The sequence below is a fragment of the Pantoea sp. DY-15 genome (genome assembly GCF_019795935.1).
In the GTDB taxonomy this organism is placed as follows: Bacteria; Pseudomonadota; Gammaproteobacteria; order Enterobacterales; family Enterobacteriaceae; genus Pantoea; species Pantoea leporis.
On record NZ_JAIMIF010000001.1, the window covers coordinates 1,251,562 to 1,269,335 of the forward strand.

Here is a 17,774-nt window from a genome sequence, read left to right on the forward strand (position 1 = left end):
CTTCAACCATCTGCTTCATCCAGCGAACGCAGATGGTCTTTTTTGTTTAGCGTCATCAGCGCCGGAATACTGATTGCAGCTGTGACCATGATGTACCAGGCGGGGATATCCAGATTCCCCGTTTGCTTAATCAGGGAGGTGATAATCAGTCCGGCACACCCCGAGAAAACTGCGTTAGAGAGTGAATAGGCCAGTCCCAGCCCGGTATAGCGGACGCGCGTGGGGAACATTTCAGCTAACATTGCCGGGCCCGGTCCTGCCAGCAATCCCACAATCCCCCCCGCCACAAACACTACCAGCGCCTTGATCAACAGCGTTGAGGAATCGGCCTGCAACACTTTGAGTAACGGCAATGCCAGCACCAGCAACAAACATGCCGCGATAACCATCACGCTGCGGCGTCCGATTTTATCGCTAAGCATGCCCGCTGGAATGATGGTGGCGGCAAAGCCAAGATTGGAGATCACCGCAATCAATAGCGCCTGGTTAAAGCCGGTGTGCAGCGAAGATTGCAGATAGGTTGGCATGATCACCAGATAGGTATAGCCCGCCGCTGACCACACCATCACGCGGCTGATTGCCAGCAAGATAATCCTGAGCGTCGCGCCAAAACTGGCGCTGACCGCCATTGGCTGATGCGCTTTTTGCGTTTGCTGCTGACGCACGAAGCTGGGCGTTTCTTCCATGCTATAGCGCAGCCACAGCGCCACCATCCCCATCGGCAAGGCGAGGAAGAAGGGAATGCGCCAGCCCCAACTGTGCATCTGATCCACACTCAACACCGCCGACAGCAACGCGACAATGCCAGCGCCCGCCAGCAGGCCCAACGCCACGGTGAATGATTGCCAGGCACCGTAACGTCCTCGCTGCCCTTTGGGGGCAAACTCTGTCATCAGTGACACCGCACCGCCGTATTCCCCCCCAGCAAACAAGCCCTGCAGAATACGCAGACCGGTAATGATCAGCGGCGCCGCCACGCCAATGCTGGCATAGGTGGGAATAATGCCGATCGCGGTCGTTACCAGCGTCATCATGATCAAGACAAAAATCAGCGTCGGCTTGCGCCCAATACGATCGCCCATGCGGCCAAAAAATATTGCGCCCAACGGACGGAAGAAAAAGGCAATGGCGAAGGAAGCGTAGGTCAAAATAATGCCGGTCAGCTCGGCTTCGCCCTGCAGGCGAAAGAAGTTCTGCGCGATCACCGTCGCGAGAAAGCCATAAACCGCAAACTCGTACCATTCAATGAAATTGCCTACTGAACCGGCGATTAAGGCGCGCTTCTGTGCATCCGTTGTCGTTTGCGGCATTGGCATTTTAAGCTCCCAAAAAGATTATCTGCGGATAAACCTTACTTACGCAGCCACTGCCCATTGATGCCGCGCACATACTCGCCGCTACCTGCGCGGTTCACCAGCTTTTCGCCGGCGATGCGCGCCACTTCGCTGGCGGTCAGGTTATTTTGCTGCCCCACGCGCTGATATTGCTGCAGGCGGCCATCGTTGATGCGCTTGACCAGCGCCAGCGTTTCTTCGTCCTGCTGACGCGCCGCCACATAGCCGCTGAGCGTTTCGCCCACGCGCCCCTGTTGACGCGCCTCATCCAGCGTGAGCGCCCAGGCAGACGGCATCAGCAGCAGCGCTGCAAGCAGCGCGATCCCCTTGCGTTTCATCATGCTTCTCCTCAAAACAGCCCGCTCTGATTCTTCAGCAGCGCTTCCACATCTTTATCCACCTTGATGTGAATCTCATGCTCAATTTTGACGTTCATATTGATGGTGATGGGCTCTTTCGGCGCCGCAACTTCAATGCGCGGCACGCAGCCAATCAGCGGCAGCCAGGCTGCCAGCACCAGTAATGCCCTGAGGCTCATGGTTGGGGATCCTTCTTCGAGGGTAAGGTGGCATTTTGCTCCACCCAGGATTGCAAATTATCGCCAAAGCGCAGGCTGCGCCACAGCTGGAACAAATTTTCCTGATGCCGGTAGTTCAGATTAACGGTCTGTCGGCGGTTACTGAACTGGCTAACGCCTTTCACTTCCGATTGCATGATCAGATTGCCGAAGTTATCCAGATCGATAGTGGCCCATGAACGCGAGATTTCCATGTAGCGCAGCCAATCCAGCGCCGCTCCGGCCGCAAAGTTATTGCTGACAATCGCGTCCGCCATATCTTTATCCAGCCGGAAGGTGAGCGGACCGCTGTTGGCGATCCAGCCCTTTTCAACCAGCCATTGCGGATTATTTACCCACAGCGGCAATTCGCCATTGACCTTGCCAGACATGGCAAACTGCTTGGGTTTGATCGCGCTGACCAGCTTGCTGAGATTGATCTCCTTCAGCGAGACGCGCGCCGCTTGATGCTGTGGCATGCGCAGTTCGGGCATGCTGACGTGTCCGCCTAACAGATCGAGATTGACGTTGCTGAGCGTTAGCGGCTGGCGCTCCTGCCATGGATAGTGACCTTGCAAATCAGCGGTGATGTTTTGCAGTGAGAACTGATTTTTTACTTCGGCGATACGCAGTGAAACCGGGCCGCGCCGTCCAAGCTGCCATTGATGATCCTTCAGCCGGAACGGCAGCGAGAAATCGATGCCGTTGATTTCACTGTCCGGCATCCACAGGCTGCCGTTTTTCACCGCCCAGTGACCGCCCGCTTCAAAGCCCTGCTCGCTAGCCGCCGAGAATGCCACCTGCGCGCGCAGTTCACCCGACTGGATACGCATTTTTAAATCGCTGCTGAGCAGCGGCTGGAACACCGTCAAAGATTGCGCCGGCCACCAGGCTTCGCCGCGCAGACGTTCGCCATCCCAGCGGCCATGCACGCGTACCGGGCCAATATCCTCCGCCGTCAGCTGACCGCGCCAGATAAACTGGCTGGGATCGCTGCCTTTGGCTTCAAAATTGAGTTCTGATGGCGGCAGCCAGCCGCCGTAGCTGAACTGGGTTTGACCGGATTTTAGTGTGAAGCCACCGTTAAACGCCGGATGCGCAGCATCGCGTTGCCAGCGCACCGGCGCATTGAGCGTCAGGCGCGGTTTAGCCACTTGCACCATGCCGTACGCCAGCTGATCGAAACCGGTATTCAGCGTGTCGAGGCTGATCAAGGTGTCCTGCCAGCTGCCGGTGCCCTTCACGTCCCATTTGGCGGTGAGCGGCTCGATCAGGCCGTCCCCCCAATAACGCCACTTCCACACGCCGCTGTCGGGCCAGAAATCGCTGGCGCGGCCATCGAGATGCAATTTGAAACGACCAAAGCTGGGATCGTGTGCCTTAAGTATTGCCTGGAGGCGACCATTAATACCGCTCGACGCCACCGTTACGCCCGCCAGCGGCCAGCGCGCTTCATCCACTTCCAGCGTTGAGAGCAAGCGACCGCGCAAACGCAGCAGCGCGCCTTGTTTCAGGGTCAATTGCGGATCGGTCAGCACGCCGTGCAGTAAGCCCGGCATGCTGCCAAACAGCTGCAGATCGGCGAATTTGCTCTCGCCGGTCAACTGGAACGGCAAGGCGCTATCGACCATGCTCAGTTTGCCAGGGCCAACGCTTAATACCAGATTGCCTTTACCGCCGCGCCCTTGCGTCAGCAAATTAAATCGCCCGCTGACTAGCGTGTTTTCCAGTCCTTGCTGCCAGTTTTCCAGCGTTACTGCCACGCCACCCGATAGCGGCTGATCGGCCTGCGGCCAGCGCCATTGACCTTGCGTAATACGAATCTGCCGCTCATCGACCTGCCACGGCAGCTGCAGCAGCGGCTGATCGTCATCCTGCTGCTTCACCGTCAAGGTGCCTTGCTGTTGCTGCCAGTTGAGCGTCAGCGCCAGCGGCTGCGGCCACTGCACCACATTGAGATCGGCGCTGAGTTCGCCCGCTACCGGCAAACCATCGGCAAAGGTTGGCAAGGTGACATCGCCATGCAGGTTGAGCGGTTTGGGCAGTAAAGGATGACTGAGCTGCAGCTGGGCAATCTGCAGCAGTTGGCCTTGCAACCGCGCATCCACACTCAGGTTGTCGCCCTGATAATGCAGCCGCTGCACATCGTTATTTAAGGTGAGATCGAAACGGCCGGCATATTGTTGCCACGGCAGAATGGTGATTTTTTGCAGGTGGACATCGGCGCCAGGCAACATCTTCTGCCAGTCGGCCAGGCTGCGCGGCGCACCGCTCGCTTCGCTATGCGGCAGCGATTGCAGGCAGTCGCTGTTGAGTTGGACTTCTCCCGCGCTAAGTTGCCAGCGCTTTTGCTGCCAGCCGAGCGCCGCATCGCTGACGTTTGCCAGTACACAATCGCCCGCCAGATAGCGCACCGCCGGGAAATGCAGCGCGCCTTGCTGCCAGCGCGGCGTGCCGTTGAGTTCCACGCGGGTGTTTTCGGGCAGCCAGATACCGGCCAGACGCGGCAACCATTGCGTGAGCGTCAGCAGCAATCCCAATAGCAGCAGTATCAGCGCCAGCAGCGCAGCAAGTGTTCGGCGAAGGCCACGCGTCATGGCAGTTAACGTTCCTGTTCTTTACACAATCCTGACGAGGAGCCAAATGATGGCATGTTACGTCCGGCAAATGAAGGTGTTAGCGACATAGTCTGGCTGAAGAACAGCAAAATGACGCGGAAAACGTTATCCTGTTGTGATACCGACGTTGCATTTTTCAGGAGCGAAACAATGAAAGTTGCGGTTTACAGCACCAAGCATTACGACCAGAAATACCTCGAACACGTCAACGACAGCTACGGATTTGAGCTGCAGTTTTTTGACTTCCTGCTGACACCGGCGACGGCGAAAAACGCTGCGGGCTGTGATGCGGTGTGTATTTTCGTCAACGATGATGCCAGCAAAGCCGTGCTGGAAGAGTTGGCGGCGCTGGGTGTGAAGCACATTGCGCTGCGCTGTGCCGGTTTCAATAACGTCGATCTGGCGGCGGCGAAAGCGCTGGGCTTAAACGTGGTGCGCGTTCCGGCATATTCGCCAGAAGCGGTAGCGGAACATGCGGTTGGCCTGATGATGACGCTGAATCGTCGCATTCACCGCGCCTATCAACGCACGCGCGACGCTAACTTCTCGCTGGATGGCTTAACCGGCTTCAACATGCATAACAAAACCGCGGGCGTGGTCGGAACCGGCAAGATTGGTATCGCGGCGATGCGTATCCTCAAGGGATTTGGCATGCGCCTGTTAGCGTTCGATCCCTATCCAAGCCAGGCGGCGCTGGAGCTGGGCGCTGAATATGTCGATCTTAAAACACTGTTCGCCGAAGCCGATGTGATTACGTTGCACTGTCCGCTCACGCCGGAAAACCACCATCTGCTTAACGCGCAGGCGTTCAGCCAAATGAAAGATGGCGTGATGATCATCAACACCAGCCGTGGCGGTTTGATTGATTCACAAGCGGCAATTGATGCGCTTAAACAGCAGAAGATTGGTTCGCTGGGGATGGATGTGTATGAAAACGAGCGCGATCTGTTCTTTGAAGACAAATCGAATGACGTAATTCAGGATGATGTGTTCCGTCGTCTGTCGGCTTGTCACAACGTGCTGTTCACCGGCCATCAGGCTTTCCTGACCGCCGAAGCCTTGACGGCTATTTCAGAAACCACGCTCAGCAACTTGCAGCAGCTGGAGCGCGGCGAAATCAGCCCGAATCAGGTCACCGCCTAACCCTTCTGCGCCTGCCTTAGCGGGCGCAGCTTCCACCCATTAGCGCCTGTTCGTCACAACGACGACCATTCGCCAACTGGCACATACCGATGCGTGAACCGTCTAACTGACGCGAAAACGCCAGCGATCCCCCGGCATTACTGCAATTCACTTCAGCCATTGATGACATCACAACGCGCGGTTGTACGTGGGCGGCAGTAGCTTGTTGCGGCGGTTCGTTGTCACTGTTGCTGCTGCAGGCAGAAAGTAACAAGGTGGCGCCAGCCAGCAGGAAGAGAGCGGCTTTCATCGATGGGGCTCCGGGGATTGAGCGAAAAAGTCGCACCAGCATATGTCAGGTGCGCTGAGGGATCGATAGGCGACACAGCTTTTTACAAAATTTAATTTCATTGTTTGCAAGCAGAATTATCCTGTTTGAGATGTTTCCGCCCTTTTCGCCCGGCGGAGGGTTTGTTTTTCAATAACTAAGGAGAGAACGATGTTGACGGATATGCTTATCCGCATCGCGCTGGCTGGAATTCTCGGCGGACTGATTGGGCTAGAGCGGCAGCTGCGCGCCAAAGAGGCCGGTTTGCGCACCCATATCCTGGTCGGTATCGGTAGCGCGATGTTTATGCTGGTATCGAAATATGGCTTTGCCGATATGTTAGTCAGCGACCATGTAGCGCTCGATCCCAGCCGTATTGCGGCGCAGGTGGTGAGCGGCATGGGCTTCCTCGGCGCCGGTACCATCATCATTCAAAAGCAAGTGGTGAAAGGTCTCACCACCGCCGCCGGTTTATGGGTGACGGCGGCGATTGGTCTGGTGATCGGTAGCGGCATGTATGAAATCGGTATCTACGGCACCGTGCTGGCGCTGGTGGTGCTGGAGACGTTCCGTCGCATCAGTCACTGGCTGATTGGCCGTCACCATACGCTGCTGGTGCACCTCAAACCCAAAAGCGTGCCGCTGGTGCTGCTGGTGCTGCAACGCGAAAATGTGCGTTACGGTCACATCGCCGTAGTTAACCGTGATGAAGAGGTTGGTCTGTGCGAACTGAGCGTTGAGGTGACGTTGTCACGACGTACACCAATGCATAATATCTATGACAAAGTGATGGAAATCAAAGGGGTTCAATCGCTGGAGATGATGTAAAAATCATCAATGTTAGATTGCGGTGCGCTGCCACCTCGCCAGCACACAGATGAAAAAGTCGCGTCATAGCCCTTTGCTAAACTGAACTGATAACCCCCGTAAAGTTTGCGGGTTTCTCAGCTTAGCAAAGGACGATTTATGATTACCGTCGACGGTAACGGTGCAGTGGCTTCAGTCGCCTTCCGCACCAGCGAAGTGATTGCCATTTATCCCATCACGCCCAGCTCAACCATGGCCGAGCTGGCGGATAGCTGGTCCGGCGAAGGCCGCCGTAATATCTGGGGCGATGTGCCGCGCGTGGTCGAGATGCAATCTGAAGGCGGCGCGATTGCCACGGTGCACGGCGCGCTGCAAACCGGCGCACTCTCAACCACCTTCACCTCTTCGCAGGGATTGCTGTTGATGATCCCGACGCTCTACAAACTGGCGGGCCAGCTGACGCCGTTTGTGCTGCACGTCGCGGCGCGGACCGTGGCGACGCACGCGCTGTCGATATTTGGCGATCACTCCGATGTCATGGCAGTACGACAAACCGGCTGCGCGCAGCTCTGCGCCTCCAGCGTGCAGGAAGCGCAGGATTTTGCCCTGATTGCCCAAATCGCCTCACTGAATAGCCGCATCCCGTTTATCCACTTCTTCGATGGCTTCCGCACCTCGCACGAGATCAACAAGATCGTGCCGATCAGCGATGAAACCTTGCAGGCGCTGATGCCCGCCGAGGCAATTAACGCCCATCGCGCTCGTGCATTAACGCCAGATCGACCAACGATTCGCGGCACATCCGCCAACCCTGATACCTATTTTCAGTCACGCGAAGCCACCAACCGCTGGTACGACGATTGCACGCAGCACGTTGAGGCTGCAATGACCGCGTTTGGCGAAAATACCGGCCGCCATTATCAGCCGTTTGAGTTTTACGGCCATCCGCAGGCCGAGCGCGTAATGGTGATGATGGGCTCCGGCTGCGGCACGGCTGAAGAGGCGATTGATGAAATGCTGCAGCGTGGCGAGAAAGTCGGGCTGTTGAAAGTGCGCCTCTATCGCCCGTTTTCGGCGGCGCATTTGCTGCAAAAGATCCCCGCTTCCGCCCAGCGGATTGCGGTGCTCGATCGCACCAAAGAGCCCGGCGCGCTCGGCGAACCGCTATTCCTGGATGTGATGACCGCGCTGGCTGAAGCTTACAGCCGTGGCGAGCGTGGGTCGCTGCCGAAGGTAATCGGCGGTCGCTATGGTTTGTCGTCGAAAGAGTTCGCACCCGATGCGGTGCTGGCGGTTTTTCGTGCCTTGCTGCGCGAAACACCGCCAGCGCGTTTTACCGTCGGCATTTACGACGACGTCACCCATCTTTCGCTGCCACTGGAAGCCAATATCGTGCCGAATCGCGCACGGCTTGAAGCGCTGTTTTATGGTTTGGGCAGCGACGGCAGCGTCAGCGCCAGTAAAAACAACCTGAAGATAATCGGTAACGCCACGCCGTGGCAGGTGCAGGGCTATTTCGTCTACGACTCGAAGAAAGCCGGCGGCCTGACGGTTTCCCATCTGCGCGTCAGTGAATATCCGATTCAATCCGCCTATTTGATTCAGCAAGCCGATTTCATTGGCTGCCATCAGCTGCAGTTTATCGATAAGTATTCGATGCTCGATCAGCTTAAACCGGGCGGGATTTTTCTACTCAATACGCCCTACAGCGCTGAGGAAGTGTGGCCGCGCCTGCCGCAGGAAGTGCAGAGCCAGCTCAACGACAAACAGGCGCGCTTCTATGTGATCAACGCTGCGCGTATCGCGCGCGAATGCCAGCTGGGTGCGCGTATCAACACCGTGATGCAGATGGCCTTTTTCCAGCTGACCCAGATTTTGCCAGGCGATAGCGCATTAACTGAACTGCAAAACGCCATTGCGCGCAGCTACAGCAGCAAAGGCGAAGAGCTGGTGCAGCGAAACTGGCAAGCGCTGGCGATGGCACAACAAGCGCTGCAGAGGGTGCCGCTGCAGCCGGTAGACGATCGCAGTCCGCATCGCCCGCCGGTGGTGTCCGATAGCGCACCCGATTTCGTCAAAACCGTCACCGCAGCGATGCTGGCCGGCCTTGGCGATAAACTGCCGGTTTCGGCACTGCCGCCTGATGGAACCTGGCCAGTTGGCACCACGCAATGGGAAAAGCGCAATATCGCCGAAGCCGTGCCGATCTGGCAGCCCGATCTCTGTACGCAGTGCAACCATTGCGTCGCCGCCTGCCCGCACTCAGCCATTCGCGCCAAAGTGGTCGATCCTGGAGCGCTGGACGATGCGCCACCTTCGCTCGCTTCACTCGATGTGAAATCGCGCGATATGCGCGGACAGAAATACGTGCTGCAGGTAGCGCCGGAAGATTGCACCGGCTGCAATCTTTGCGTGGAAGTGTGCCCGGCCAGCGATCGCCAGCATCCGGAAATCAAAGCCATCAACATGAAATCACGCCTGGAGCATGTTGAGACGGAAAAGGTCAATTACGCTGCCTTCCTCGCGCTGCCGGAGATCACCGCCGAGCAGCTGGAACGTATTGATATCCGCACATCTCAGCTGATCACGCCGCTATTTGAATATTCCGGTGCCTGCTCGGGCTGCGGGGAAACGCCCTATATCAAACTACTGACGCAGCTGTATGGCGATCGCCTGCTAATTGCTAACGCCACCGGCTGCTCCTCCATTTATGGCGGCAATCTGCCTTCCACGCCTTACACCACCAATGCAGAAGGTCGCGGTCCGGCGTGGGCGAATTCGCTGTTTGAAGATAACGCCGAATTTGGTCTGGGCTTCCGCTTGAGCGTCGACCAGCAGAAACAGCGCGCACTGAGGTTACTGGAGCAATGTGCTGCGCAGCTACCGGCGGCATTGGTTAATGAACTAAAAGGTGACAATGTCACCACATCGCAGCGACGCGAGCAGATTACACAGCTGCGCGCCCTGCTCGCGGCTTTACCGCAGCCTGAAGCCAAAGCGTTAAACGATGCAGCCGATGCGCTGGTGGAGAAATCGGTCTGGCTGATTGGTGGCGATGGCTGGGCGTACGACATTGGCTACGGCGGCCTCGATCACGTGATGAGCCTGAGCGAAAACGTCAACGTGCTGGTGCTGGATACGCAGTGCTACTCGAACACGGGCGGCCAGGCATCAAAAGCGACGCCGCTCGGCGCGGTGACCAAGTTTGGCGAACAGGGGAAACGCAAGGCGCGCAAGGATCTCGGCATGTCGACGCTGCTGTATGGGCATGTGTATGTGGCGCAGATTTCGCTGGGCGCGCAGCTCAATCAAACCGTGAAAGCGATTCAGGAAGCGGAAGCCTGGCCGGGACCCTCGCTGATCATCGCTTACAGCCCGTGTGAAGAGCATGGTTACGATCTGGCTTATAGCCACGAGCAGATGCGCCTGTTGACCACCAGCGGTTTCTGGCCGCTTTATCGTTTTGATCCTCGACGCGCCCAGCAAGGTAAAGCCGCGCTGGCGCTGGATTCGCGTTCGCCGACCTCGGAACTCGAACAAGCATTAATGAACGAGCAGCGTTTCCGCCAGTTGCAAACTCAGCGGCCAGAAGAAGCGTCGCAGCTGTGGCGTGATGCAACGGAAGCCGCCAGTCAGCGTTATCAGCGGCTGGCCGAGTTAGCCGGGAAAACCGAGAAAAGTGAGTAGATGAAAAAGCCCGGCGCGATGGCCGGGCGTTTCTTTGCTGGGTTAATGTTGATGGATTAACAAGGCTTGAGCTGAACGATGGCCATCTCTACCGCCCGATTCGGTGAGCCGGTGAGTTCACGATAGCGCAACTGTAGATTGCGCAACTCGCTGGCTAACACCTCTTTTTCGGTTGCTGCGCCACGCTGTGCCAGCTCCAGATAACATTGCCCCACCAGCCGACATGCCTCTTCAAAAACCATATCGTACGTTTGCATTTGCCGCTCCTCACCTAAAGAAAGTAAAAAAAGCACTTCGGCCATCCTGTCAGGCCCAGATGAGGTAAATATTTGCCCAGATCAATAAATAGCCAGATTGTTCTGACAAAGTGTGCGTCTATGTCTCAAGCGCAATGAGTTATCATCAGAAAGAGATCACTTCAGGCTAGCATTCGCGCCCGCAATCCGTACCATACGCAGTCATGTTTATAGGGTTTATTGCCGTTGAAGATTGCTTCAGCCGCTAACGGCCCTCGCCTTCACTCTCAAGCGTGAAAATAATGTCAGAAAATCAAGAAGTAACAAAAAAAGAGCAGTACAACCTCAACAAACTGCAGAAGCGTTTGCGTCGCAACGTTGGCGAAGCCATTGCTGACTTCAACATGATTGAAGAAGGCGATCGCATCATGGTTTGTCTGTCTGGTGGTAAAGACAGCTACACCATGCTGGAGATCCTGCGTAATTTGCAGCAGAGCGCACCGGTGAATTTCTCGCTGGTAGCAGTGAATCTCGACCAGAAACAGCCCGGTTTCCCGGAGCATATTCTGCCAGCCTATCTGGAACAACAGGGCGTTGAGTATCACATCGTTAACGAAGACACTTATTCCATCGTTAAAGATAAGATTCCTGAAGGCAAAACTACCTGCTCGCTCTGTTCGCGTCTGCGCCGCGGTATTCTGTATCGCACCGCCACCGAGTTGGGTTGTAGCAAAATCGCCTTAGGTCATCATCGCGACGATATTCTGCAGACCATGTTCCTCAACATGTTCTACGGCGGCAAGATGAAAGGCATGCCACCAAAACTGATGAGCGATGACGGTAAACATATTGTGATTCGTCCGCTGGCATACTGCCGCGAGAAAGACATCATTCGTTTTGCGGAAGCGCGCCAGTTCCCGATCATTCCGTGCAACCTGTGCGGTTCGCAGCCGAATCTGCAACGTCAGGTGGTTGCCGACATGCTGCGTGACTGGGATAAACGTTATCCAGGCCGTATCGAAACCATGTTTACCGCGATGCAGAATGTGGTGCCATCACACATGGCCGACATTAATCTGTTCGATTTCAAAGGCATCAAACACGGTGATGCCGTGGTGGATGGCGGTGATTTGGCGTTTGATCGCGAAAGCTTGCCGGTGCAGCCCGCGGGCTGGCAGCCAGAAGAGGATGATGCGCCGAATCTCAGCGTACGTCTTGATGTGCTGGAAATTAAGTAATAGGTTTTGCTGTGAAAAAGGCGCGTCGCTTCGGCTACGCGCCTTTTTTATTAACGGTGCGGCGGTGGATCCTGGATCGGTGGGAATTCGGGATCGTGCGGTGGCTGTGCGGGTGGTATCGGCTGCGGTTGTGGAATCGGTTCGGGAATCGGTGGTGGATCGGTAGGAATCGGTTCGCTGGCAATGATCTCTTGCATGCCCTTCTCCTTGTCGCTGAATGTCCTTTAAGCATAGGAAAGGTTGGCCGAGCAAGCCAGGCGGGCAAAAAAAAGCCGGCGGATAAGCCGGCGTCGTACGAATCAAATGTGCTATGCAGTAATTCAAAAAAGGAAGTAAGACAATATGGAGCGCAACGCCCATCGCTTGACGTTGCATTCACCTGCGGGAAAGAGTTTGCCCCGATTGCGCTGGCGGGATATTGATATCGATCAGGTTTAATCCGCTTTTCTGCCTTACAACCATTTCCGCCGTTTCAGCCATATTGCCACGCCGCCAACCATTACCAATAGCAGCACGCAGAACGCGGTAAAGCCCAGCGCCCAATTGCCGCCCGGAATGCCGCCGAGGTTGACGCCGAATAAGCCGGTAAGGAACGTGGCCGGTAAAAAAATCATCGCCATCAACGACATGGTGTAAGTGCGGCGGTTCATCGATTCCGCAAGGATTGACGCCACTTCATCCGCCAGAATCGAAGTACGCGCCACGCCCGCATTAAGATCGTCCAATCCGCGACCTAAGCGATCGGCAACTTCTTGCATACGGCGACGATCGTCGTCGTTCATCCACGCCATCTTCTCGATAGCCAGCCGCGCATACACATCGCGCTGTGGTGCCATATAACGACGCATCACAATCAGCTGCTTACGCAGCAGCGCCAAATCGCCGCGCGCTGGTACTTCCTGATTCATCAGCGCATCTTCCAGCTCGATAATTTTATCGTGCATCTCTTCGATAAATTCGCTGGCGTGATCGGTTAACGCATCGCACACATCCACCAGCCAGCTGCCGCCATCAACCGGACCGTTACCTTGTTGTAGATCGGTCAGCACGGCATCAATGGCGTACACTTTGCGCCGGCGCGTCGAGACAATCAGCTTATCGTTGATAAATACGCGCATCGCCACCAGCTGATCGGGACGTGAATCGGCGTTATGGTTAACGCTGCGCAATACAATCATGAAGCCGTCGCCGAGCCTTGTCACGCGCGGCCGCATGCTGTCGCCCGCCAGCGCATCACGCACCGAATCGGGGATCAGCGGCGTGTTTTGCAGCCATTCCGCACTTTGTCGTTGGGTGTAATTGAGGTGCAACCAGCAGGGACGTTCGCAGTTGATGACGTCTTTATCTTCGATGGGGATCATGCCGCCTGCGCCATCCAGCTGACAGGACACAATGGCATCGGATACTTGTAACGCTTTTCCTTCAATGACGTTCACGAACTCGCCTCACTATCAAAATCAATACGATACAGTCTAGCGTGGCGCAGACCAGTTGCAATCATCAGGCTGTGAGCAAAGATGACAGGCGGTGACAATCACCGCCTGCGGATGTGCGGGGTTAATGCTTCTCAATCCAAAGCTCGCGGCTGTACGCCACGTCTTCAGGATTGGTGATCGGATAACCTTTCACCCACGGCTTGATTAAGCGGCCGTTGGTGTATTGGTAGATCGGCGCGATCGGCGCCTGATCGGCGATGATCTGCTCGGCTTTGTTGTAATCGGTGTTACGCGCCGCCACGCTGGTTTCAGTGCTGGCTTTGGTGATCACCGCATCGTAATCGGCACTGCGGAAGCGCGCGATATTGCCGGTGTGGGTCGAGGTCAGCAGACTGAGGAAGGTTGAAGGCTCATTATAATCGCCGATCCATGACGCGCGGATCACATCGAAATTGCCGCTGTTACGGCTGTCGATATAGGTTTTCCACTCCTGATTTTGCAAGGTGACATCCACGCCAAGATTCTTCTTCCACATTGACGCCACCGCGATAGCAATTTTCTGATGGCTTTCCGAGGTGTTGTAGAGCAGCGTCAAATGCAGCGGTTTGCCCGGTCCATAACCTGCCGCTGTCAGCAATGCTTTGGCCTGCGCGTTCAGCTCCTGCTGGCTATGTTGCTGCAGATAGCTCTTCATCGGGGTGAAACCGGCGGTAACGTCCGGCGTGAAGTGCCAGGCCGGTTTTTCGCCGGTGCCCAATACTTTCTCCGCAATGATGCGACGATCGATGCTCCACGACAGCGCCTTGCGTACGCGTACATCAGCGGTTGGCCCTTTCTCGGTATTGAACGCGTAGTAATAGGTGCCAAGCTGATCCGGCGTATACACCTGACCAGGCAACTCTTTTTTCAGCAGCGCGTACATGTTTTTCGGGAAGGATTCGGTGATATCGATATCGTTGGCACGATAGCGTTTGGTAGCACTGGATTCTTCATTAATCGGAATAAACGTGACTTTCGTCAGCACCGATTTTTGGTCATCCCAATAGTTAGCGTTGCGCACCAATACAATTTTTTCGTTCACCACGCGATCCTGCAGCTGATAAGCGCCATTGCCCACCAGCTTGCCCGGTGACGTCCAGCTATCGCCCTCTTTTTCAATTACTTGCTTCGATACCGGATACATAGCGGCGTTGGCGACCATGCTCGGGAACCACGGCACAGGACGTGACAACGTCACCTTAAGGTGGGTCGCATCGGTTGCCGTCACGCCCAGCTTATCGGCGCTCATCTGCCCTTTAGTGATCGCTTCGGCGTTTTCAATGCCGCTCAAGGCGGCGAACCAGGCAAACGGCGAGCTGTTCTTCGGCTCAACTAAACGTTGCCAGCTATAGACAAAATCCTGCGCAGTAACCGGCTCGCCATTTGACCAGCGCGCATATTTGCGCAGGGTAAACATCCAGGTTTTGTTGTCGTTGCTGCTCCAGCTTAGCGCCACGCCCGGCACGATTTTTCCGTGGGCGTCCTGATTGGTCAGCCCTTCAAACAGATCGCGCATCACCTGAATTTCTGGCAAGCCAACCGCCTTCATCGGATCGAGTGAAGCGGGTTCATCTTTAATATGGCGAACAATTTCCTGGGTGCTGGCCAGCTGTGCGCCCGGCGGCACGTTGGCGGCGAATGCGGGTGAGGCTGCACTGGCTACAATTAAGGCAGTCAGCGTTTTGCGGAACGTTAGTTTCATCACCACTCCTTTACGCGAAAAAAATGGCGACCGCGAAGAGATTGTGTCGCCAGCAACTTTTGGCACTTTATCGCAAATTGCTGATTGATATATAGCTATTTCCCCGCAGGCTATTTACCGTTATGTTGAGGCTGGATTCCCGGTCACATTTTTACCTTGAGCGCCAGAAAGCTTTTGGCGGTGTTGGAAGCATTTCATAGAGGAACGTCATGTCGTCATACCATCCACGTCCGCTGCGCGGCAAGCTGGACGCTGTCTGGCAACAATACGGGCAATCGGTGCTGGGTGCACCGCTGCTGTGGTTTCCGGCACCCGCCGCCGATGCCGAAAGCGGGCTGATTATTGCTGGCACGCACGGCGACGAGAATGCCGCGATTGCCACCTTATCGGGCGCGATGCGCACCTTGCCGGACGGGCTGCGGCGTCATCACGTTGTTCTGGCGGTCAATCCCGATGGTTGTCAGTTGGGGCTGCGCGCCAACGCCAATGGCGTCGATCTCAACCGTAACTTCCCCGCCGCTAACTGGCAGCATGGCGACACGGTGTATCGCTGGAACAGCGAAGCGGATGAGCGTGATGTGGTGCTTTCAACCGGATCAGCGCCCTCTTCCGAACCAGAAACCCGCGCGCTGTGCCAGCTGATTCATCAGATCAAACCGCGTTGGGTGGTTTCGTGGCATGAACCGCTGGCCTGTATTGATGATCCGCACCACAGCGATTTAGCGCAGTGGCTGGCGCAGCAGACCGCGCTGCCGGTGGTGAGCAGCGTGGGTTATGCTACGCCGGGTTCGTTTGGCAGCTGGTGCGACGATCTCGGCCTGTTATGCATTACCGCCGAGATGCCGCCGATTTCGGTGGACGAAGCCACCGAAGTCTATCTGGAAGCGATGATCAATCTGCTGCGCTGGCAGCCAGCGGCTTGAGTACGCCGTGAGAGAAATGCAGCGACGGTTCAACATCGGCCGCAAGCCAAGTTGGACCGTCGAGATCCGCGAAGGTCGCGCGCGCCGTCAGCGGTAATGCCGCACGAATCGCCCGCGACGTGCAGAGCATGCAGCCGAGCATAATCGCGAATCCCTGCTGCTGCGCCGCCTCTGCCAGCGCCAGCGCTTCCGTTAATCCGCCGGTTTTATCCAGCTTGATATTCACCATCTCATAGCGCCCTTTCAGCTGCGGCAGGCTTTCACGCGTATGGCAGCTTTCATCGGCGCAGATTGGCAGCGGATGGATAAAGTTGCCCAGCGCGCTGTCTTCTGCGGCCGGTAGCGGCTGTTCCAGCATCGCGACATTGAGGTCGGCCAGCAGCTGACAGCGTGCCGCCAGGCCTTCGGCATGCCAGGATTCGTTGGCATCGACAATCAAAGTCGCGTCCGGTACCGCGCTGCGTATCGCCACCAAACGTTCGCTGATCAGGTGATCGTCCATTTTAATCTTCAATAAACGCGCGCCATGTTGCCACAGCGCCTGCGCGCTGCTGGCCATCGCATCTGGCGTATCGATGCTGATGGTATGTGCGGTGACAATCTCTTCAGCCAGTGGTACCGCGCACAATTGCACCAGACTTTCGCCCTGCTGCTGTCGTGCCAGATCCCACATTGCGCAGTCAATCGCGTTGCGTGCCGCGCCTGCCGGTAACGCCTGTTGCAGCGCTTCTCGCGTCATGCCGCTTTGCAACGCGCTTAGCTGCGAGGCGATCTGCTTGAGCACCGACTCCTCACTTTCACCGTAGCGCGCGTAAGGCGTCGCTTCGCCAACACCTTTAACGCCATCCTGCTCGATTTCCACTACCACAACATGCGCCTCGGTGCGGCTGCCGCGCGAAATAACAAAAGGCGAATGTAACGGCCAGGCTTCCGGATAACTCTTCACTGTTCTCATTATTTCTCCTTAAATCCGTCGCTTTAATGCGAGCCGGCTCGATTATCGGCAGGAAATGCGCTCGTAAACCCTTAAAAATTATGTCATAAACAAGCGCTATACCTGTTCTGACGTTCCAAAAGTCAGATATTTCATCGTTAAAAAAGGAAATCGCATGTCTCAGACTGTTCACTTTCAGGGCAATCCGGTGCCGGTTGCAGGCCAGTTCCCACAAGTTGGCGAGCAAGCTAAACCTTTCAACCTGGTCGCAAAAGATCTTACTGACGTATCCCTGGCTAATTATGCAGGCAAACGCAAAGTTCTGAACATTTTCCCAAGCATTGATACTGGCGTGTGTGCGGCATCGGTGCGTAAGTTTAACGAGCGTTCAGGTGAAGCGAACAACACGGTTGTGCTGTGCATCTCCTCCGACCTGCCTTTCGCTCAGTCACGATTCTGTGGCGCAGAGAACGTCAGCAACGTGATCACGCTCTCTTCCCTGCGCGGCGCTGAGTTCAAAGAAAACTATGGCGTGGCGATTGCTGATGGCCCGCTGAAAGGCCTGACCGCACGTGCGGTTGTGGTGCTGGATGAAAACGATAAAGTGATTTACAGCGAGCTGGTGAATGAAATCACCGAAGAGCCAAACTACGATGCCGCGCTGGCTGCGCTGAAGTAAATCTCTCGCCTGCCAGGCGAAACAGAAAGCACCGAATGATTAACGCGTCGGTGCTTTTTTTATGCTCACCTTCAGGATGGCTCAATTTTCAACCTGTTGATTTATCGCGATACGTAGCACTTCTTCCCGCCATGT

16 protein-coding genes are annotated in these 17,774 nt (G+C 56.0%); 6 read left to right on the top strand and 10 right to left on the bottom strand.

What is annotated here, in order from left to right; genetic code table 11:
- Positions 1-2 precede the first annotated feature (2 nt).
- Genes K5Y32_RS05980 through K5Y32_RS05995 form a run of 4 tightly spaced genes read right to left on the bottom strand, consistent with a single transcriptional unit; the run spans position 3 to position 4,487 of the window.
- Positions 3-1,316, bottom strand: a complete 1,314-nt coding sequence (locus tag K5Y32_RS05980; RefSeq protein ID WP_101764308.1) for an MFS transporter — start codon at positions 1,314-1,316, stop codon at positions 3-5.
- Between the two features lie 35 nt (positions 1,317-1,351).
- Positions 1,352-1,672, bottom strand: a complete 321-nt coding sequence (locus tag K5Y32_RS05985) for a YdbL family protein (protein WP_222182917.1) — start codon at positions 1,670-1,672, stop codon at positions 1,352-1,354.
- Between the two features lie 11 nt (positions 1,673-1,683).
- Positions 1,684-1,872 carry a YnbE family lipoprotein gene (locus K5Y32_RS05990; protein WP_008106429.1) on the bottom strand — a complete coding sequence of 63 codons (189 nt, stop codon included), beginning with the start codon at positions 1,870-1,872 and terminating at the stop codon, positions 1,684-1,686.
- A complete protein-coding gene (locus K5Y32_RS05995; RefSeq protein WP_222182203.1) occupies positions 1,869-4,487 on the bottom strand; it encodes a YdbH family protein in 2,619 nt (872 codons plus the stop codon). The genes K5Y32_RS05990 and K5Y32_RS05995 overlap by 4 nt, the downstream gene beginning before the upstream one ends.
- A gap of 171 nt (positions 4,488-4,658) precedes the next feature.
- Here K5Y32_RS05995 and K5Y32_RS06000 point away from each other — a divergent pair, with 171 nt between their 5' ends.
- A complete protein-coding gene (locus K5Y32_RS06000) occupies positions 4,659-5,651 on the top strand; it encodes a 2-hydroxyacid dehydrogenase (protein WP_222182204.1) in 993 nt (330 codons plus the stop codon).
- A 16-nt stretch (positions 5,652-5,667) separates the two neighbouring features.
- Here the strand turns inward: K5Y32_RS06000 and K5Y32_RS06005 are convergent, their stop codons facing one another.
- Positions 5,668-5,940, bottom strand: coding sequence for a DUF333 domain-containing protein (locus K5Y32_RS06005; RefSeq protein WP_061718809.1), 273 nt, complete (start codon positions 5,938-5,940; stop codon positions 5,668-5,670).
- Between the two features lie 189 nt (positions 5,941-6,129).
- On the opposite strand from K5Y32_RS06005, the gene K5Y32_RS06010 reads away from it, so the two are divergent.
- Together K5Y32_RS06010 and nifJ are read left to right on the top strand one after the other, a co-directional pair.
- The gene (locus tag K5Y32_RS06010) at positions 6,130-6,786 is read left to right on the top strand and encodes an MgtC/SapB family protein (protein WP_061718808.1); all 657 of its coding nucleotides are present in this window, start codon (positions 6,130-6,132) and stop codon (positions 6,784-6,786) included.
- Between the two features lie 138 nt (positions 6,787-6,924).
- Positions 6,925-10,452 (top strand): pyruvate:ferredoxin (flavodoxin) oxidoreductase, encoded by a 3,528-nt coding sequence (gene nifJ, locus K5Y32_RS06015; RefSeq protein WP_222182206.1) that lies wholly within the window; start codon positions 6,925-6,927, stop codon positions 10,450-10,452.
- Between the two features lie 56 nt (positions 10,453-10,508).
- Here the strand turns inward: nifJ and K5Y32_RS06020 are convergent, their stop codons facing one another.
- Positions 10,509-10,709: a DUF2767 family protein gene (locus K5Y32_RS06020; protein ID WP_008106442.1), complete on the bottom strand. Its 201-nt coding sequence runs from the start codon at positions 10,707-10,709 to the stop codon at positions 10,509-10,511.
- 281 nt (positions 10,710-10,990) lie between these two features.
- Between K5Y32_RS06020 and ttcA the strand changes: the two genes are divergently transcribed.
- Positions 10,991-11,926, top strand: coding sequence for a tRNA 2-thiocytidine(32) synthetase TtcA (gene ttcA / locus K5Y32_RS06025; RefSeq protein ID WP_101764303.1), 936 nt, complete (start codon positions 10,991-10,993; stop codon positions 11,924-11,926).
- 50 nt (positions 11,927-11,976) lie between these two features.
- Here the strand turns inward: ttcA and K5Y32_RS06030 are convergent, their stop codons facing one another.
- The 3 genes from K5Y32_RS06030 to K5Y32_RS06040 all read right to left on the bottom strand — a co-directional run bounded on the left by K5Y32_RS06030 (position 11,977) and on the right by K5Y32_RS06040 (position 15,103).
- On the bottom strand, positions 11,977-12,123 hold the full coding sequence (locus K5Y32_RS06030; RefSeq protein WP_167391210.1) for a hypothetical protein: 147 nt from the start codon (positions 12,121-12,123) through the stop codon (positions 11,977-11,979).
- 255 nt (positions 12,124-12,378) lie between these two features.
- Positions 12,379-13,362, bottom strand: coding sequence for a zinc transporter ZntB (gene zntB / locus K5Y32_RS06035; protein ID WP_137385861.1), 984 nt, complete (start codon positions 13,360-13,362; stop codon positions 12,379-12,381).
- Positions 13,363-13,483: 121 nt separating this feature from the next.
- Positions 13,484-15,103, bottom strand: a complete 1,620-nt coding sequence (locus tag K5Y32_RS06040) for an ABC transporter substrate-binding protein (protein ID WP_222182208.1) — start codon at positions 15,101-15,103, stop codon at positions 13,484-13,486.
- A gap of 209 nt (positions 15,104-15,312) precedes the next feature.
- On the opposite strand from K5Y32_RS06040, the gene mpaA reads away from it, so the two are divergent.
- Positions 15,313-16,026: a murein tripeptide amidase MpaA gene (gene mpaA / locus K5Y32_RS06045; protein ID WP_222182210.1), complete on the top strand. Its 714-nt coding sequence runs from the start codon at positions 15,313-15,315 to the stop codon at positions 16,024-16,026.
- Here the strand turns inward: mpaA and ycjG are convergent.
- Positions 15,995-16,981 (bottom strand): L-Ala-D/L-Glu epimerase, encoded by a 987-nt coding sequence (ycjG, locus tag K5Y32_RS06050; protein ID WP_222182212.1) that lies wholly within the window; start codon positions 16,979-16,981, stop codon positions 15,995-15,997. The two genes, mpaA and ycjG, sit on opposite strands and share 32 nt — an antisense overlap.
- 154 nt (positions 16,982-17,135) lie before the next feature.
- Here ycjG and tpx point away from each other — a divergent pair, with 154 nt between their 5' ends.
- Positions 17,136-17,639 (top strand): thiol peroxidase, encoded by a 504-nt coding sequence (tpx, locus tag K5Y32_RS06055; protein WP_101764298.1) that lies wholly within the window; start codon positions 17,136-17,138, stop codon positions 17,637-17,639.
- The last annotated feature ends 135 nt before the right edge of the window (positions 17,640-17,774 follow it).

What these genes read in the sequence shown, in the direction of transcription:
- K5Y32_RS06030 (WP_167391210.1), bottom strand. Translation starts at nt 12,123, where the DNA reads ATGCAAGAGATCATTGCCAGCGAACCGATTCCTACCGATCCACCACCG.
- tpx (WP_101764298.1), top strand. Translation starts at nt 17,136, where the DNA reads ATGTCTCAGACTGTTCACTTTCAGGGCAATCCGGTGCCGGTTGCAGGC.
- K5Y32_RS06040 (WP_222182208.1), bottom strand. Translation starts at nt 15,103, where the DNA reads ATGAAACTAACGTTCCGCAAAACGCTGACTGCCTTAATTGTAGCCAGT.
- K5Y32_RS05995 (WP_222182203.1), bottom strand. Translation starts at nt 4,487, where the DNA reads ATGACGCGTGGCCTTCGCCGAACACTTGCTGCGCTGCTGGCGCTGATA.
- K5Y32_RS06005 (WP_061718809.1), bottom strand. Translation starts at nt 5,940, where the DNA reads ATGAAAGCCGCTCTCTTCCTGCTGGCTGGCGCCACCTTGTTACTTTCT.
- K5Y32_RS05985 (WP_222182917.1), bottom strand. Translation starts at nt 1,672, where the DNA reads ATGAAACGCAAGGGGATCGCGCTGCTTGCAGCGCTGCTGCTGATGCCG.
- nifJ (WP_222182206.1), top strand. Translation starts at nt 6,925, where the DNA reads ATGATTACCGTCGACGGTAACGGTGCAGTGGCTTCAGTCGCCTTCCGC.
- K5Y32_RS06010 (WP_061718808.1), top strand. Translation starts at nt 6,130, where the DNA reads ATGTTGACGGATATGCTTATCCGCATCGCGCTGGCTGGAATTCTCGGC.
- ttcA (WP_101764303.1), top strand. Translation starts at nt 10,991, where the DNA reads ATGTCAGAAAATCAAGAAGTAACAAAAAAAGAGCAGTACAACCTCAAC.
- K5Y32_RS05980 (WP_101764308.1), bottom strand. Translation starts at nt 1,316, where the DNA reads ATGCCAATGCCGCAAACGACAACGGATGCACAGAAGCGCGCCTTAATC.
- K5Y32_RS06000 (WP_222182204.1), top strand. Translation starts at nt 4,659, where the DNA reads ATGAAAGTTGCGGTTTACAGCACCAAGCATTACGACCAGAAATACCTC.
- ycjG (WP_222182212.1), bottom strand. Translation starts at nt 16,981, where the DNA reads ATGAGAACAGTGAAGAGTTATCCGGAAGCCTGGCCGTTACATTCGCCT.
- K5Y32_RS05990 (WP_008106429.1), bottom strand. Translation starts at nt 1,872, where the DNA reads ATGAGCCTCAGGGCATTACTGGTGCTGGCAGCCTGGCTGCCGCTGATT.
- mpaA (WP_222182210.1), top strand. Translation starts at nt 15,313, where the DNA reads ATGTCGTCATACCATCCACGTCCGCTGCGCGGCAAGCTGGACGCTGTC.
- K5Y32_RS06020 (WP_008106442.1), bottom strand. Translation starts at nt 10,709, where the DNA reads ATGCAAACGTACGATATGGTTTTTGAAGAGGCATGTCGGCTGGTGGGG.